The sequence below is a fragment of the Aquimarina spinulae genome, from assembly GCF_943373825.1.
Taxonomy (GTDB): Bacteria; Bacteroidota; Bacteroidia; order Flavobacteriales; family Flavobacteriaceae; genus Aquimarina; species Aquimarina spinulae.
Genome location: NZ_CALSBP010000002.1, coordinates 1468804 through 1484512, shown reverse-complemented (window position 1 = coordinate 1484512; position 15709 = coordinate 1468804). Strand labels below are relative to the sequence as shown.

13 protein-coding genes are annotated in these 15709 nt (G+C 31.0%); all 13 read right to left on the bottom strand.

Annotated features, from left to right (window positions below):
• Positions 1-236 precede the first annotated feature (236 nt).
• Positions 237-1532 (bottom strand): flexirubin biosynthesis putative acyl-CoA ligase FlxY, encoded by a 1296-nt coding sequence (gene flxY, locus NNH57_RS12225; protein WP_074407492.1) that lies wholly within the window; start codon positions 1530-1532, stop codon positions 237-239.
• Positions 1529-3205: a C45 family peptidase gene (locus tag NNH57_RS12220; RefSeq protein ID WP_074407493.1), complete on the bottom strand. Its 1677-nt coding sequence runs from the start codon at positions 3203-3205 to the stop codon at positions 1529-1531. Before NNH57_RS12220 ends, flxY begins: the two co-directional genes overlap by 4 nt.
• Positions 3206-3252: 47 nt before the next feature.
• The gene (locus NNH57_RS12215; protein ID WP_074407494.1) at positions 3253-4791 is read right to left on the bottom strand and encodes a phytoene desaturase family protein; all 1539 of its coding nucleotides are present in this window, start codon (positions 4789-4791) and stop codon (positions 3253-3255) included.
• Positions 4792-4933: 142 nt separating this feature from the next.
• On the bottom strand, positions 4934-8623 hold the full coding sequence (locus tag NNH57_RS12210) for an MMPL family transporter (RefSeq protein ID WP_074407495.1): 3690 nt from the start codon (positions 8621-8623) through the stop codon (positions 4934-4936).
• Positions 8623-9807 (bottom strand): DUF2062 domain-containing protein, encoded by a 1185-nt coding sequence (locus NNH57_RS12205; protein WP_074407496.1) that lies wholly within the window; start codon positions 9805-9807, stop codon positions 8623-8625. Before NNH57_RS12205 ends, NNH57_RS12210 begins: the two co-directional genes overlap by 1 nt.
• Positions 9808-9828: 21 nt before the next feature.
• The gene (locus NNH57_RS12200) at positions 9829-10326 is read right to left on the bottom strand and encodes a hypothetical protein (RefSeq protein WP_074407497.1); all 498 of its coding nucleotides are present in this window, start codon (positions 10324-10326) and stop codon (positions 9829-9831) included.
• 118 nt (positions 10327-10444) lie between these two features.
• Positions 10445-10810, bottom strand: coding sequence for a 3-hydroxyacyl-ACP dehydratase (locus NNH57_RS12195; RefSeq protein ID WP_025667410.1), 366 nt, complete (start codon positions 10808-10810; stop codon positions 10445-10447).
• 6 nt (positions 10811-10816) lie between these two features.
• Complete coding sequence (locus NNH57_RS12190) at positions 10817-11413, bottom strand: porin family protein (protein WP_074407498.1); 597 nt, start codon at positions 11411-11413, stop codon at positions 10817-10819.
• Positions 11410-12021 carry a flexirubin biosynthesis protein LolB2 gene (gene lolB2 / locus NNH57_RS12185; RefSeq protein WP_074407499.1) on the bottom strand — a complete coding sequence of 204 codons (612 nt, stop codon included), beginning with the start codon at positions 12019-12021 and terminating at the stop codon, positions 11410-11412. The genes NNH57_RS12190 and lolB2 overlap by 4 nt, the downstream gene beginning before the upstream one ends.
• The gene (lolA2, locus tag NNH57_RS12180; protein ID WP_108807410.1) at positions 12002-12619 is read right to left on the bottom strand and encodes a flexirubin biosynthesis/transport protein LolA2; all 618 of its coding nucleotides are present in this window, start codon (positions 12617-12619) and stop codon (positions 12002-12004) included. Before lolA2 ends, lolB2 begins: the two co-directional genes overlap by 20 nt.
• A complete protein-coding gene (locus tag NNH57_RS12175; protein ID WP_108807409.1) occupies positions 12612-13388 on the bottom strand; it encodes a polysaccharide deacetylase family protein in 777 nt (258 codons plus the stop codon). Before NNH57_RS12175 ends, lolA2 begins: the two co-directional genes overlap by 8 nt.
• Entirely contained in the window at positions 13382-14446 is a 1065-nt protein-coding gene (locus tag NNH57_RS12170; protein ID WP_108807408.1) for a beta-ketoacyl synthase N-terminal-like domain-containing protein, read from the bottom strand. The genes NNH57_RS12175 and NNH57_RS12170 overlap by 7 nt, the downstream gene beginning before the upstream one ends.
• A 58-nt stretch (positions 14447-14504) precedes the next feature.
• Positions 14505-15707 (bottom strand): beta-ketoacyl-[acyl-carrier-protein] synthase family protein, encoded by a 1203-nt coding sequence (locus NNH57_RS12165; RefSeq protein ID WP_108807407.1) that lies wholly within the window; start codon positions 15705-15707, stop codon positions 14505-14507.
• Positions 15708-15709: the final 2 nt, after the last annotated feature.

Genomic DNA, 15709 nt, shown 5'->3' with positions numbered 1-15709 from the left:
TATATTTTTATTTGATACAAAGCTATGGAGAGCTCCTTGTTTTTGTAACGACATTTAGATGTCACCTATCTGTCATTTTTTATAAAGAATCAAAACACAACGCTTAACTACACAATGATAATTTCATACAGGGTATGTGTAGTCATTACGATTATGTTTTTGTTTACCGAAGGTAATTAAAATCAATCTAGAAGTTGCAAAGTTTTATATGAGTACTATTTACATCAGAAAAGGTATTATTCTATTTCTCTTTTATCAATAACAATTACAGGTTTTCTACTCAGTTTAGGGAATTGAAGTTTCTGAATGTCTTTTTTATCATGAAATTCAATTTTTGGAGATACTCTAAGCTTTGCTCTAAAATGATCTTTTATATCATGCAGTAAATCTTCTGTAGGGGTTTGTGTAACTATTTTGATTAAGATTTCATCTGTACCTATTGCATTATGAAAAATTTCGATGATATAATTCTCTACTTCATTAAAATCATTGAGAATATTATCCATAGCGGGAGGATATAGAGTTGTTCCTTTATACTTAATCATTTGCTTTTTTCTTCCTACCACTGGACCCAAACGCATGGTATTACGCCCGCATGCACAACTTGAAGTATGTGCCTTAACCATATCTCCTGTTTTAAATCGTAATAAGGGCATTGCTTCTACCCCCAGAGTAGTAACAGTAAGTTCACCTACTTCACCAGGAGGAACAGGACAATTATGATCATCCAGAATTTCTGCAATAATTAGCTCTGGGTGATGATGTCCTCCTTGTTGTTCGCTACACTCTGTAAAAGCAGTATTCATTTCTGTAGATGCATAGGTAGAGTATAATTCTATGTTCCAGCTGTCTTTTATCTTTTTTGCAAGTGTATTTAACGAAAAATCTTGATTTCTAAGAGATTCTCCTATACAAATAGCACCTTTTATTCCCGAAGCATTCAGATCAATATCGTGTTCTTGAGCATATTTAATTAATTTTAATAAAAATGAAGGAACTACGATTAAGTAGGTAGGTTTAAATTTTAAAATAGAATCCCATTGTAATTCGGGAATCCCAGCTCCTACGCGTATAATCCCAGCTCCTAATTTTCTAGCACCCAGAAAATAGGCTATTCCCGCCATAAAGCGCCTGTCGATAGTTGTCATTAACTGCATGATGTCTTCCTTTTGCACACCAGCACAGGCAAAAGAAATGGCTTCATTATAAGCTAATCTTTTTAAATCATTATCAGTTAATGCAAAAGTAACAGGCTCTCCCAGGGTTCCAGAGGTAGTAACATAATCTATGATTTCACTTTTCGGTACACAGATAAAATCATCATTAAACTGTTGTAATTGCTCTTTGGTAGTAACTGGGATTTTTACTAAATCTTCTAGAGTATTAATCGTCGAAGGAAGAATATTATGTTTTGCAAAAACACCCTGATAATAAGTAGAATGTGTATCTAAATACGATATTAATTTCTTTAATTCTTGCTCTTGTACCGTTTTGATCTGAGCCAACGACGCTTTTTCTATTTCAGGAATCATTGTTTTAATTTCCTTTTTAATTTTTTAATATACGAATCAATTTCACGTTTGTCGGGAACTGTCGTAATTTCTTTGTTGCCAGCTTCTTCAAAAGCATGCAATGCAGCAGTATAATATTGTTTTTCGTAATAATACCTACCAATTAAATAATATACTTCCCAATACTCTGGATTAGTCTTCCGAAAAGTTCCGATAAAAGCGGGAGCTAACATTTCTTTGTTATCAATTGCTTTTTGAAGGTCTTTACGTAACCGTCTGTAATTTTCGTAATCTTTATACGCTTTAGTAAATTGAAAAGGGTCTTTTTCAATATTTAATTCAGATTGGGATAATGTTGTTTTTGTATGCTTTTTATTAAAAATATCATTCAGGTTATAAGCAACAAATTCTCCCAATTGATATGGGTTTGATGACACCCATACCATACGATCTTCTGGTTTAAAAACAATGCCATGATGTGCCAATAATTGATTTAAAGCTTTTTCATTACCATACCCTATTTGTTTGTTGTTTAACCCTTCTTTGTTTCTTAGGATATTCACAGCAATTTGCGGTGTTACTTTTGGTTGCTGTTGTAATAACTCCTGCATTCTTTTATAGCGATATTGAGAATGGCTTTCTTCGATATGTTTTATATTGTTTTGATCATCAGAATAGGCCTCACTTTGAAAATGATTAGAGCAAATTAGTTGATTAGAGTTCGCGACATCGTAAACACCAAAGTTTTTGGGAGATACTTCAATAGTGATTGCTTTTTTATCTTTTGCACTTCCAATAAATATCGATTCAGATACAAAGACTTCTCGTTTTTTTGCTATTGCTATCGCTTCGTCTATTGTCGAGGCATATTGTAAAATCTCACGAACCAAAATTGAAATTGGTGTTTTTGCTAATAAAGGAATTTTAGATTTTCCTGCATTTATAGTTACTGTAAGTCCATGCTCATTCATTCCCGAAACTACACCAATCATTCCTCCCCAGGTTACAGACATAAACTTATGACCTTTTGTTGGAGTTACAAAAGCAATGATTTTATCTTTGGCAAAGTCATCACCAGCATAAAAATCAAAATTCCTACCAATGATCAAATCGCCATCTACGGTTTTTTCTCCCCAGGCGGCAAATGAAGAACATCCTACTAATGCTAAATCCTGCAAAGCATGTCCTATATCATGTGCACCATGAAGATACAGTATTCTTAAGTAGTTTTCTGCTATATGATTATAATCGTTTGATGCATATTTTGAAAGTCCGTATATTTCTGCTTTATACTCTGCAGGAATATGTAAATACATTTTCCTGTTATACCAGGCTACAACTTTTCTTAATAAATATTGTTTTGTTTTTGAAGGTACTAATTCTCCTACCTTAGATAAAAAAGCATGCTCTTGTTTTTTAAATAGCTCTTGTGTCAGACTTCCGGTTTGTAACCCTATTTGTAAAGGATCTCCTTCTACATAAAGCTCCCATAAACCTTGCTTGTTTTTACTAAGAAAGCTATTTCCGATAGTAAAAACAGAATCCGAAACTTTGATTCTTTTTTCAATAAAAGAAGAATAGCTACTAACATCTGGAATATCTTTTATAGATTTAGATACACCACATGACATTAACAGAAAAAAGAGTGCAAAAAAGCACAACCATTTTGTAAAACAAGATGTTTTTAAGAACATACTTCTTTGTTTTTTTAGATGCTTGTTATTTTTGTTATTCTCATAATCTAAATCGTTTTTTGTTCTTTGTTGGCTTCTAGTATTTTATCCAGTAAGTAATCTTTACCTATTATTTCTGAACAAGTAGTAACGGCACTAATAGTGACTCCCAAAATACCGTGCATATTTAAACTCTGCCCCGTAAACATTAGGTTTTTGATTTTGGTTTTAGGAGATAAAAAAGAGTGCATTGGTTTATTAACATCTTTAACATAACCATACATCGAACCTTCATTACTACCAATATAATCTCTGTAGGATAATGGTGTCGAGGTATATGTTTCTTGAATACAATCTCTTATGTTTGGAAATTTTTTCTCTAATTCAATAATGATTTTTTCAGCTTTTTCAGCTTTAAATTCTTCATAGGTTTGTCCTCTTTCATTTTTATTAGCTACCGTATTAAATGTGTTTTCCCAAGGCTCAACTTCTTCATAACGCATATAGGTCATTACAGCAATACTATCTCCATATTCATCTGTGTTTTTATTAACCCCCATAGTCATCATATATCCTTCTGGCCAACTTTCATCGGTATAACTTTGTGTATCCCATACTCTATCTGGATGATTAAAATGATAGAAATTTTTGTTTTGGTAAGTAAAAGTGTTAGGTTTTAATACGATATATAATGTAAAAGCGGCGATTGTGCTTTCAATCTTATGTACTCGATTGGCATATGATTTTCTAAATTTATTCTCTCCTGCTAATTTTAAAGTGAGTTTTGGCTCAATATTAGAAATAAACAAGTCTCCTTTTATTTCTTTACCATTTTTACACGTAACAGAACTAATTTTACCATCGTCAAATCCAAATTTAGTAACCTCATGGTGTTTGTATGTTTCGCCACCATGTTCTTTTAATCTTTTAATTAAGACTTTTGTAATCTGACTTCCTCCATTTATACACCGATATGAACTTTCGATATATGAGTTAATACATAAAGCGTGTACATAAAAAGGAGTACGATCACTGTCTCCAGCATATAAATAATTTGTTCCTGCAAGAACTCCTTGTAGTTTTTTGTTATCTGTAATAGAATTGATATAAGATTTCGCATTGAGACCAAAAATTTCAGTATCATCAAAGTAAGGCTTCCCCTGTTTTAACTGATACAGTGGGAATTTACGACATGTTTCTTTTAATTTATTACAATAGGTTATAATAGCTTCTTCTTCGTCTGGAAATTGATCCACTAAAATTTTTATAAAATTTTCATACCCTTGAGCATGTCTGTATTCTTTTTCATCACCTTCAAAAGTTATGATATCAAAACCGTCTTCATCGAGTTTTTTTAATTTTAAATCATCGATGATACCAATGTATTTAAAATATTGATATAGATTTTGACCTTCAGAAAGCCCACCAATATAGTGTACTCCTGTATCAAAAATAGTTTTGTCTCTTACAAAGGTTTGTAAATTCCCTCCATACTGATTGTTTTTTTCTAATACACATACACTATAGCCTTCTTTGGCTAAAATGATAGCAGAAACCAAACCACCCAAACCACTTCCAATAATTACAATATCATAATGCTCTTTCACACGTTTAAATTTTAGTAATTTATTATTAATAAATTAATTATAAAATTGAGAACATATGTAACCACTACGTTCTCGCATTAAAAATTTAAACATTTTCTTTTATGAAATAATTGTTGAAATTTCTTAATGCTCGTTTCATTCTTTAATTTTCTTTATTTTTTAAAATAACCAGATTATTCTTTTGGTGCCTGATCTCGAATCCCAAATTAGTAATTATCTGTGTATGTATATTTTGACTTTCGTTTAGTAAAACTAACAGATTAATTTTACTGCTTAGTATTTTTTCTAATTCATTCTCTGTAATCGTAGCTAAATTTAGAATAAGAACATTTGCATCATATGTCATTGTTTCTTCTACATTATCGACACAAATAATTTTACTATGATTATTAGTAATATAGCTGTTTTTAACAATATCTCTAGTGTTTTTGTTTTCTATATAGTTAATAATCTTTCTGTCTGGACTATCTAAAGATAACAGAAAATCTAATTGACCCGAATCTTTTGAAATATGAAGTATAGTTTCTTTTTTTTCGACCGTGTCTATAATTATTTTGTAAATCTCTTTATTCGCTTTTAAATCTTTTAGTACTTCTTTATAAAGAGGGTCACCTTTGTATCGATATTCTTCGAGAATAATTTTGTTGAAATATCCATCGTGCTCTATCTCATTTCTAAGTTTTCCGAATTCGCTTTTAAAATATGCCCCAATTTGTTTTGTTTTTCTAGCATAGTTTTCGCCAAAACTAGTATCGTTTGCTTTTATCCTATCGAGTATTTTGATGGTTATGCTACCATCTTTAATAATAAAACTTCCTTTGGGGAGTACTTCAGAATTTCCATGTATAAGTATGGGAATGATGTCTAATCCAAATTGCTCTGCCAGATAAAATGCTCCTTTGTGAAATCGTTTAATTTTATTGGTGTTAGATCTTGTTCCTTCAGGAAAGGCAATAAGTGAGTAACCTTGATCCACTTTCTTCTTTAAATGCTCTAATCCATTCTCTATACCACTAGATACAGGATAAAAACCAGCTAATTGTACTGCTTTTCCAAAAACAGGAGAGTTGTATACCCAATCGTTTACCAGAAAAATAATTTTTGGATATAACATTCCTATCGCCAAAATATCTAAGAAAGAAGTATGATTGGCAATAATAACTCCTGGTTTATCAAAGGTTTCATTACTTTGATTTATAATCGTTTTACGTACAAATGGATTTGTATATAGTACTGATCCCATAAATTTTGACATTATTTTATGAAACCATTTCATTTTTATTTTTTTAGGTAACGGGATAATTTTTATCAGAAATACACTAAATAGTGAAAGCAGTAAGCCTCCGATACCATAATAACAAAAAGAAAGAACAGAATGTATAAATAATCTGAGTGTTATCGGTCTTTTTGTCTTACTACCGATAAAAAGCCTAAATAATTGAGGTTGGATGGTGAATGAAATAACAATTGCAGATAATATTCCGATAATAGAAAGTAATGATATCGTATATAGAGCAGGATGTTTAGCAAATATTAAAACACCTACTCCTAAAATAGTAGTGATAACAGATAAAATAATAGATGTTTTATGAGTTGCTAATGCTTTTTCTCCGGTTCTATACTCATGTAGTAACCCATTAGTCATAAAAATACTATAGTCAATCCCCAGACCAAAAATAAAGGTCGAAATTATAATATTAAAGATGTTAAACTCTAATGAGAATAATCCCATTATACCAATGGTTAGCAACCAAGTGATCGCTATAGGAATACTTGTTACCAAGGTGAGAGATAAGCTTCTGTAAAAGAATAAAAGGATAAGTAATACAACAATTAATGAGTAACCAACTAGTTTGTTAAAGTCATTTTTTAGATTCCCTAAAAAGGTTTCATTCATATGTTTCCTGTCGATAACTATGGTCTGAGGTTGATCTTTAAAAAGGTCAACTACATGCTGTGCATTTTCATCTTTTACTTTAACGAGCGTTGTTGCTGTGACAAAATCCTCTTTTGTTGTTATATAATCTGCTATAGAAATCGTTTTTAAGGCATTGTAGTCTTTGATTTTTAAAGGCTCAAAATTCGATTCCAGGAGCGTATAAAATGCATTAAAACTAGTAGGTTTAAAACCTAATTTATTTCCGCTTTCAATAAGATTAGTTTTTGTGCTAGCTATTGTGTTTGCGTTCCAAAAAGAATTCCATTTCGAGATTCTTTCTTTTTGAGTTTTTTCTGAATAAATTAAAGATCCGATAGAGCTGAAATCGATTACTTTTCCTTCATCTTTTAGTAGTTGTAGCTTTTCAAAAATCTTATCATTTACCTGTAAAGTACCTTGCTCCGAATTTTCATAGGCCGCCAGATAAATTGATTTTGAGGCAATATTAGTTAAAGCATCTAATCTTAATTGTGCCTCTTTTAACTCTTGCGGCTCAAAGTTTAGCTTAGAAATATCATTGTTAAATTGTACTTTATTATAAGTAAACAGACTTACTATTAGTAATAATGTTAATGTTATAATTACCCATTTGTTTTTGTGTAAAGGATATTGAGCGGCATTATCTATGAGTGTTGTTTTTGGCCTTTTTTGAGAAGTGCTTTTATATACCTGAGGGATAAAAATTAATGCAAAAAAAGAAGATCCTACAACACTAATTGCTGCAAAAATACCTAAATCCTGAAGTGCTTGTGATTCTAAAAATAATAAACATAAAAATGCTAAAGCGGTGGTTAAACTACTCATTAAAACCGGAGTAGTAATTTCTTTATAAACTGCTTTTATATTAGTGTTACTTCTTATGTGTGTTAGGATATGAAGTGAGTAATCCAAAGTAACCCCTAATAGTACAGAACCGATACCCAGTGATATTGCAGAAATTTTTGCACGAATTAAGAACAATAAAGCAATTGCTAATAGCCCTCCAAAAATTGTTGGAACAAATAAAATAATCGGAATAGTAATTTTTCTATAAAAGAAGATAAGTATGATTAATAAAATCGTAATAGCGATACTAATGGTTAGTTGGATATCGCGTTTTATTTGTTTAGCATTTGCTACAGCGATTAAAGCACCTCCAAAATTTTCACTTTGTACTTTACCTTTAAAATGATCATTAAGTTGATTGTTTATTTGATAAAGATCCTCTACAAATTTGGCATTCTTGTCTGTTTCGCTAGATTTTAACTTAGGAGTAATAAATAATAAAACATGATTTTGATCTTTACTAAGTAAAAAACCATTGTGTAATGTGAAATCATCACCAAAACTAAGTTGCTGTAATTTTTTTAAGGCAATAAATGATAATCCCAAAGGGTCCTTTAAAATATTATCTCTTGCAATAATTCCCGTAGGAGAAATTAAAGTTTTATAATTACTATTTGTGATAGCTTCGATGCTATCTTTTTGAATTTTATTTTTAATGTCTTCATAATCATTTTCTTGTAAAAAAAGAGGGAGATTTTTGTACACAAAATCCAAAGTATTAAAAATATCTTCTTCTTCGACCTTACCTTGGATTTGGGTAATGTGCTTACCAGATCTTAGAGTAACGCTATCAATAAATTGTGCTGCATATTGAGTGAGATCATCGACCGATCCTTCTGGTTGGCGTGTGATATTTACTATAATTTTATCAGCAAAATTTACGGATTTTAGTACTTTTTGAATCTCAGAAGTCTTATCATTTGTAGGAATCAATTTGGTGATATCTTCTTCAAATTGAATTTTTGAAGCTATAAATAATAAACCCGAAATAATGAGTATAAATATTCCAAAACTTACAACTTTTTTGGAAACAATAGAGGTGTATAAACTATAAAAAAAGCTATCCATTATGATGCATTATTTTTTTTATAAAAAATGATAAGAAATACATATCCTAAAATTCCTATAGTAATAGCAGAAATTATGGCTAAGGTAAAACTACCTACAATATAGGTTTTTAGGCTTTTTATCATTTCAAAATTTTCACCAATATTGGTGAATGATGGCTGAGGTTCTCCTAAAACAAAACTACCGACTTTTAAACTCATAAAAACGATAAAAGGAATGAAAGGGGGTAAACTTACATTAGAAAAAGCAAAAGCAATTACCTTATTTAGTTTTAAAACGACAGCTAAAAAGAGTACAAGTACGGTGTGAAATCCCCATAGAGGTGACACCCCTATAAAAACTCCCAGAGCTACCGATAATGCTTTTTTTTGTGGGGAATCCTGACTTTCTAAGAAATCTTCAAAAAAGAAACGTTTTATTCCTTTTTTTTTAACTTTCCGGAATAAATTTCTTGGCTTTATATATAAAAAAGCTACCGTAACCAACCAAGTATTAAGAATACTTATTCGGGTAAAATCTTTAAAAGGCCTAAAATGTGATACCCTTTCGGTTTCATCATATAATACTTGTATCGGAATATTTTTTACAATTACATCTCTCCATGCTGCTTTTACAATAACTTCTATTTCAAATTCAAATTTTGAGGTATAAAAATTCAATTTTGCTAATTCTTCTAGTGGATATAGTCTATATCCAGATTGAGTATCCTGAAGTTTTGTACCCGTTTCTACCCAAAACCAGAAATTAGAAAACTTATTTCCGAAGCTACTTTTTTTAGGAACACTTTCCTGATTCATATTTCTTGCACCAATGAGCAAGATGTTTTTGTTTTCTGATTTTTCTAAAGCTGTAATAAAAGCAGGAATATCTTCGGGAAAATGCTGGCCATCAGAATCTATCGTAATTGCATACTTAAAACCTTGTTTTTGTGCAGCTGCAAACCCAACGCGCAAAGCATTGCCTTTCCCTTTGTTTTTTGGTAGATGGATTTGTTGAATTTGAGGATATTCTTTTAATATCTCCCGAGTAGTATCTGTAGCCCCATCGTTTACAACAATAATATTTTTAGTGTAAAATAATACACCATCTATAACCCGTCGTAATGTTTTACAATTATTGTAGGTAGGAATTATTACACATACGTTGAATAGGTCGATTTTTTGTTTTGTAAACTCTTTTATCACTCAATTGAAGTGTTTCAATTTTTAAGGAACTAAAATTACTGCTTTTTCTTCATCACTAAAAGCTTTCGATTGCAAAATATACTCACCGATATGCTTTTTTAAAATTTTAGGTTTTATCGTCTTGTATTGTTTAAGCAGAAATAATTTATCTTCTTTTATATTGGATTTATATTTTAGCAATCTAGGAGTGTTTTCCTGGATTCCTATACGTATAAAACGAGGTTCGACAGCATTTGGTGACTTCTCTATAGCAAATTCGATATATGAAACTCCTTCTATAAACAGTCGTTTTTTTTCTTTTATACTTTTTTCATATTTCGCCTGCAATGTAATAGCGGCTCCTTTGTAAGCCACCAAAACAATATCATCTTCTTTATTTACAGGTGCAAGTTGCTCATTAAGTGCAGCTACTTTTGTTTTGTCATGAGCAGCTTCTTTATATGCAATTCTTATGGTATCCAAATCTATCGATAGCATAGTAAAAGATAATAATGATATGAATGCAATCAAAAATTTCACTCGTTTAGGTTTTGGTAATTATTTGATAATATATTAATTATAAAATTAAGAACGTATTAGGCGCTACATTCTATCATTAAAAAATTTAAATATTTTAATGTTCGTTTTATGTTTAGATTTATTGTGTTTTAAAATTAGCTGTTAATTTTAAAGCAACTGTATCTTCAAATGTAGTTACATTTTTTACTTTATAGGTATCATCTGTTTGGGTAATATCTAAAGTTAAAACTAAATCTGGATTTTTTTCCGGATTTATAATAGCCATAAATTTAATATTACTAGAGGATTGCATAAATAGTTTTTTATCTACAATACCTTCTGTTAATTCTTTTATGATTTGCATCATGCAAACACCTGGTGTTACAGGATTTCCTGGAAAATGCCCTTTGAAAATCTCATGGTTTTTGTTGATGGTAATAGTTGCTGTCGACATATTTTCAACAGTCTCTAATGTATTTGCGGTGTAAAAATCTTTTAGTAACATATGTAATTAGAAATTAAATCTATACGATAGGCCAATTTGAAAAACGCGATTAAATTGATTCTTTTCTTCGTATATAGATTGTGTTGAAAAATCATGAAAATCACCAGAAAAAACATCTAATGTACCATGCTTATATCTAGCTTCTATAGCAATTCCGTTTTTAAATTCGTAACCAAGACCTGCTGCAATAGAAAGGTCTACAAAGGTAATGTCATTACCTTCTTCTCTGTTTACAAGACTTACGGGGGTGTCGTCAAAATCAAAATCAAGGCTTGGTGCAATGATCAAATGTAATCCTGTATTTCTAACAAAAAATTTGTTAGTAGCAGATATTGAAACGTAATGGATTTCGAGATCATCTCCATTTGAAAATTTGTTGTTACCCCCTTGGTTAGAATATCCCACTTCGGGTTGAAGAGCATATAGTTCTGAGAATCTGAAATGTAAAAAAGCTCCTATATAAATCCCCGCTTTAGATTCTAAATTAGCATTAGAAAGATCCGAAATATTAACCCCACCTCTTAATCCAAAAGATGTCTTGTTTTGTGCAGAGATAGCTCCAAAAACACCAAGAAAGGTTATGACCAATAAAAGATTTCTCATTTTTGAATCGATTTTAAATTAATTTTAAGCTTTAAATTCTTATGCTCAATCGTAATTAGATTTGCAATAGTATCACTAATTTCTGAAAATGTAAAAACTACTTTTTCTTTTCTATTCCCAGTTCTAACAATTTTATGAATTGCGTTATTTGTATTGTAATAATAGTGTTTATTGTTATTAATTTCAGTTTCAAAAACAACATCGTTTTGATGTGAAAATGTATTTAAAAGGATAGGAGTTTCTTCAATCAATGCTTTAAAATCTTTTTTTAAAATGTTTATTAAAATCTTTTTATTGAAGTCTTCTAAGATGTAATTTACGGTAAAGCTTTCGTTAATAAATGAAAAGTCAAAAATTTTATTTCCCATTTCTGTAGTAAAGACAATACGATGATTATTATCTTCAATCTTTTTTACAATAAAAATCCCGCCAAAATGTTTTTTGTAAACATCAATGTTTGCTTTATACACATAATCTTGCGTCTTATCTGAAAAATAGAAATTTCTTACTTCTATATCAGATGCTTCTCTTTTAATGAAATTATTTTTCTTAGGATAGGAAGCACATCCTATACATATAAAACAAAAACTAATGAGCAAATATCTCATCTGCCAAAGGTGTGTTTAAAACTCTATTGCTAAATACTATTCTGGTGTAATCATTTGAAGGCTCTATCATTTTTACTTCAATAACATCGCCTTTGGAGTTAAATGTTATATGAAATGCTTTAATAAACTTTTTGAATTTTTTGTCCTTTGGACTAAAATGCACCTCGCTATTTTCCTGGTTTTTATAATAACTGATATCAAACTCCTCATCATTAAACATATCTCCTTTTACGCTATTAATAATAAGTTTGTTCAATTGCTTAAACTGCTCACTAGACCCAATATCAATGTTACTTTTATTGCCTTCATCATTAATATATAGTGTCTTGTTTTTAAATAACACAGAATATTTAAAAGGTTCTATATATTCCCATTTTACAACATCTGGTGTTTTAAAAGCAAGTTTTCCTGTTGTGATAATATCATTCGATAAAAAATCCAAGTGTTTGTATTGTGTAAAATCACTCGAAATAGTTTTTGTTGTGGTGGCAAGAGCTTTTACTTTTGTTTTTAAGGCATCGGCTTCTATAGTGCTCATTTTAGTTTGAGCAGATAGAGTAGTAGCTATAAATAGTATTAAATAAACAATTTTAGGCATATGCTTTTATCTTAAATAAAGAATCTATTGTAACCGATTCTATATTTTGTTGTTGTAAAAATAACAATAACTGTTCCAAAACAATAATTGTTTTTAAGCTTGTATCATGAAGTAAAATGACATCACCTTTGGATAGTTTTTTAGTTATTCGTTTTAGTACTTTATCCGAACTTCTGGATGTTGTATCCAGAGATCTGATATTCCATCCAATAGGTTGTAATCCTGTGACTTTTAATGCTCTTTTAATTCTTGGATTTGTTACACCAAAAGCAGGTCTGTATAGTCGCATAGCTAGCCCGGTTACTTCTTTTACTATAGCGTTGGTTTGTTGTAGCTCTGAAATTACTTCTCCTGTTTTTAAAAAACCAAAAGAGTTAGGGTGCGAATACGTATGATTACCAATAACATGCCCTTGTTTGATACTTTCTTTAATTAATTCGGGATACATCTCAATGTGTTTGCCAATGCAAAAAAAAGTAGCTTTTGCATTATACTGTTTTAAGAGTTTTAAGACTTGAGGTGTAAATTCGGGGTTTGGCCCATCATCAAAAGTAATAGCAACTTGATTATTTTTTATATCCTTATTTGCATTAAGAGAAGTGAAATGATAATTCCATTGTATAAGTCCAGAACCAGCCATTGTAATAAGTAACCATATAAAAGCCAATAAGAAATAAAACCATACCGGTATTTCTAATGAGTAATTGGTTATATGTAAAACCAAAAAAGCAAGTGCTGTTATTCTATTTACGGATTTAAAATTTAGCATTTACGCAGTAAAGTGAAACTATGATTCTCTCCTCTGTATTGATTGTATAATAAAATAGTAGTAAAGTTCGATGTCGATTTTTTATTTAACCTAACTACTTCTGGTAATTCTTGTGTTTTCAGGATTTTTGAAGCTAACCACACTCCAAAAGACGATGCGGTATTAAATTCACCACATAAATGCTTGTAATATACCTGTTGTGTGTCTTTAAATAGATTTAGACTTAACTCATTGTAAAACGCATCGTATTGTACATCTCCATTATTACCTAATACAATAGCATCTATATCGTCAATACCTAAGTTGTTATCCTCTAAAAATAGTTGAGCTGCATGAGAGACTTCGGTTTCTGATAATGTATTATAGGTTTGTACTGCTATAACTTCGGCATAGCTCGAGTCTTGTTTTTTATTTGATACGACAAAGAAGTTTGCACCTTCACCAAATATTGCTCCCTCTGTTTTAGAATTCAACACTTTGGTAGAATCGGTTTTTTCTAATTTGATGTGGTTAATGAGCTTGTGAATCGTAATCGTATGATCACCATGTTCATCAACGCCTCCGATTAGAATAGTATTGGCCTCATCATTTTCTAGCTGTAATTGGGCATCTAATAATGCCGATTCAAAAGATACACTTGCATGTACATATGTAAAATTGTAACCTTTACACTGAAGCCCTAGAGCGATTTGCCCACCAACTGTATTATGAGTTGATTGTATAAATGAAGTAGGAGTGAGGTATTGTTCGTTATTATCTATAATTGCACTAACAAATTTTTCTGAATCCCTAACACATCCCATTCCTGTTCCTGTAATAATAGCATCAACATTGTCTATGTTCGCGTCTGCTAATGCAATTCTAGAGGCAACAACTCCCATTTTAATACCTTTTGCCATTCTACGTGCTGCTGCAGGAGGAATATATTCTTTATAATTTGGGTTAACCACAGAAATCACATTATCTGTATAGGTATTGATTTCTTTCAAAAACTCGGTATTGTCAAAAGTTTTTTGAGATGAAATAGATCCGATACCGGTTATATAGACTGCACTCATATCTCTTTAATTAAACAGTTTTTGTATATTAGGTATTACCCCTTTGTTTACAATTTTGCTATTGTTCTTTTGAAAAAATTATGGTAGAACAATTACCTCCAAAACCTAAGGAATTAGACAACACTGTATGTAATTCTTTTTCTTTGAGTTCTAATTGTGGTGTAATATCAAACTCTTTCATCTGAGTTTTAAAATTAAGATTAGGATAGATGATATTATGTTGAAGCGCTAATATTGCGTAAACAGCTTCGATAGCTCCTGCAGCGGCCAATGTGTGTCCTGTATATGCTTTTGTAGAACTAAAATCGGGAATTTCTTCACCAAAGACTCTTAGAATAGCACGCCCTTCGGATAAATCATTATTTCCTGTTGCTGTCCCATGCGCATTAATGTAATCAATATCATTTGCTGTATATGCTGCAACTTTTAAAGCTTTTTGCATTGCCAAAGTTGCTCCATCTCCATTTTCTGAAGATGCAGTTTGATGATAGGCATCATTTGCATTACCATATCCTTTAACATATCCTAATACTTCTTTTTTTTCTGCAGCAATAACTTCATCAGATTCTAATACTAAGAAAGCCGCAGCTTCACCTAGATTAAGTCCTTTTCTATTTTCATCAAAAGGAGTATTGTACGTGTCTGATAAGATCATTAAAGTTTTAAACCCGTTAATGGTAAACTTAGACAAACAATCAGAACCACCCACAACAACTCTGTCTAGTTTTCCCGACTTAATCAATCGGGCACCAAGCATTATAGCGTTTGCAGCAGAAGAACAAGCCGTACTTATTGTAGTTACCAGGCTTTTTTCGATTCCTAATTGTTCTGCAATTTTTTGAGTAGAATCTCCGGCATGGTGACCTTCGATATATTTTTGGGTGCTTTTGTTTTCAAGATAATCATAATAATACGTTTCTGTCATATCCATCCCACCAACACTGGTTGCCGAAACTAATCCTGTTTTATAAGTATCGATATCAGAAATTCTAGCATCTTGTATTGCTTGCTTAGCAGCAATAGCACCTAATAAAGCCGTTCTTGAGTAATTATTATCAGGAGTTAGACCCAATTGTTGTTCTAACTCCAGATTTGTAGATGCAATTTCACCAACCATAATATCATCTTTATGAATGGTGTCAATTTTAGAAACTCTAGAGATTCCTTTTTTACCATTAATAAGTGATTGGTAATTTTCTGCAACATTGTTTCCGATAGCAGAAATTATTCCCATTCCGGTTATAGCAACACCTTTACTCATTT

What these genes read in the sequence shown, in the direction of transcription:
- NNH57_RS12195 (WP_025667410.1), bottom strand. Translation starts at nt 10,810, where the DNA reads ATGTTACTAAAAGATTTTTACACCGCAAATACATTAGAGACTGTTGAA.
- NNH57_RS12175 (WP_108807409.1), bottom strand. Translation starts at nt 13,388, where the DNA reads ATGCTAAATTTTAAATCCGTAAATAGAATAACAGCACTTGCTTTTTTG.
- flxY (WP_074407492.1), bottom strand. Translation starts at nt 1,532, where the DNA reads ATGATTCCTGAAATAGAAAAAGCGTCGTTGGCTCAGATCAAAACGGTA.
- lolA2 (WP_108807410.1), bottom strand. Translation starts at nt 12,619, where the DNA reads ATGCCTAAAATTGTTTATTTAATACTATTTATAGCTACTACTCTATCT.
- lolB2 (WP_074407499.1), bottom strand. Translation starts at nt 12,021, where the DNA reads ATGAGATATTTGCTCATTAGTTTTTGTTTTATATGTATAGGATGTGCT.
- NNH57_RS12210 (WP_074407495.1), bottom strand. Translation starts at nt 8,623, where the DNA reads ATGGATAGCTTTTTTTATAGTTTATACACCTCTATTGTTTCCAAAAAA.
- NNH57_RS12170 (WP_108807408.1), bottom strand. Translation starts at nt 14,446, where the DNA reads ATGAGTGCAGTCTATATAACCGGTATCGGATCTATTTCATCTCAAAAA.
- NNH57_RS12190 (WP_074407498.1), bottom strand. Translation starts at nt 11,413, where the DNA reads ATGAGAAATCTTTTATTGGTCATAACCTTTCTTGGTGTTTTTGGAGCT.
- NNH57_RS12165 (WP_108807407.1), bottom strand. Translation starts at nt 15,707, where the DNA reads ATGAGTAAAGGTGTTGCTATAACCGGAATGGGAATAATTTCTGCTATC.
- NNH57_RS12220 (WP_074407493.1), bottom strand. Translation starts at nt 3,205, where the DNA reads ATGTTCTTAAAAACATCTTGTTTTACAAAATGGTTGTGCTTTTTTGCA.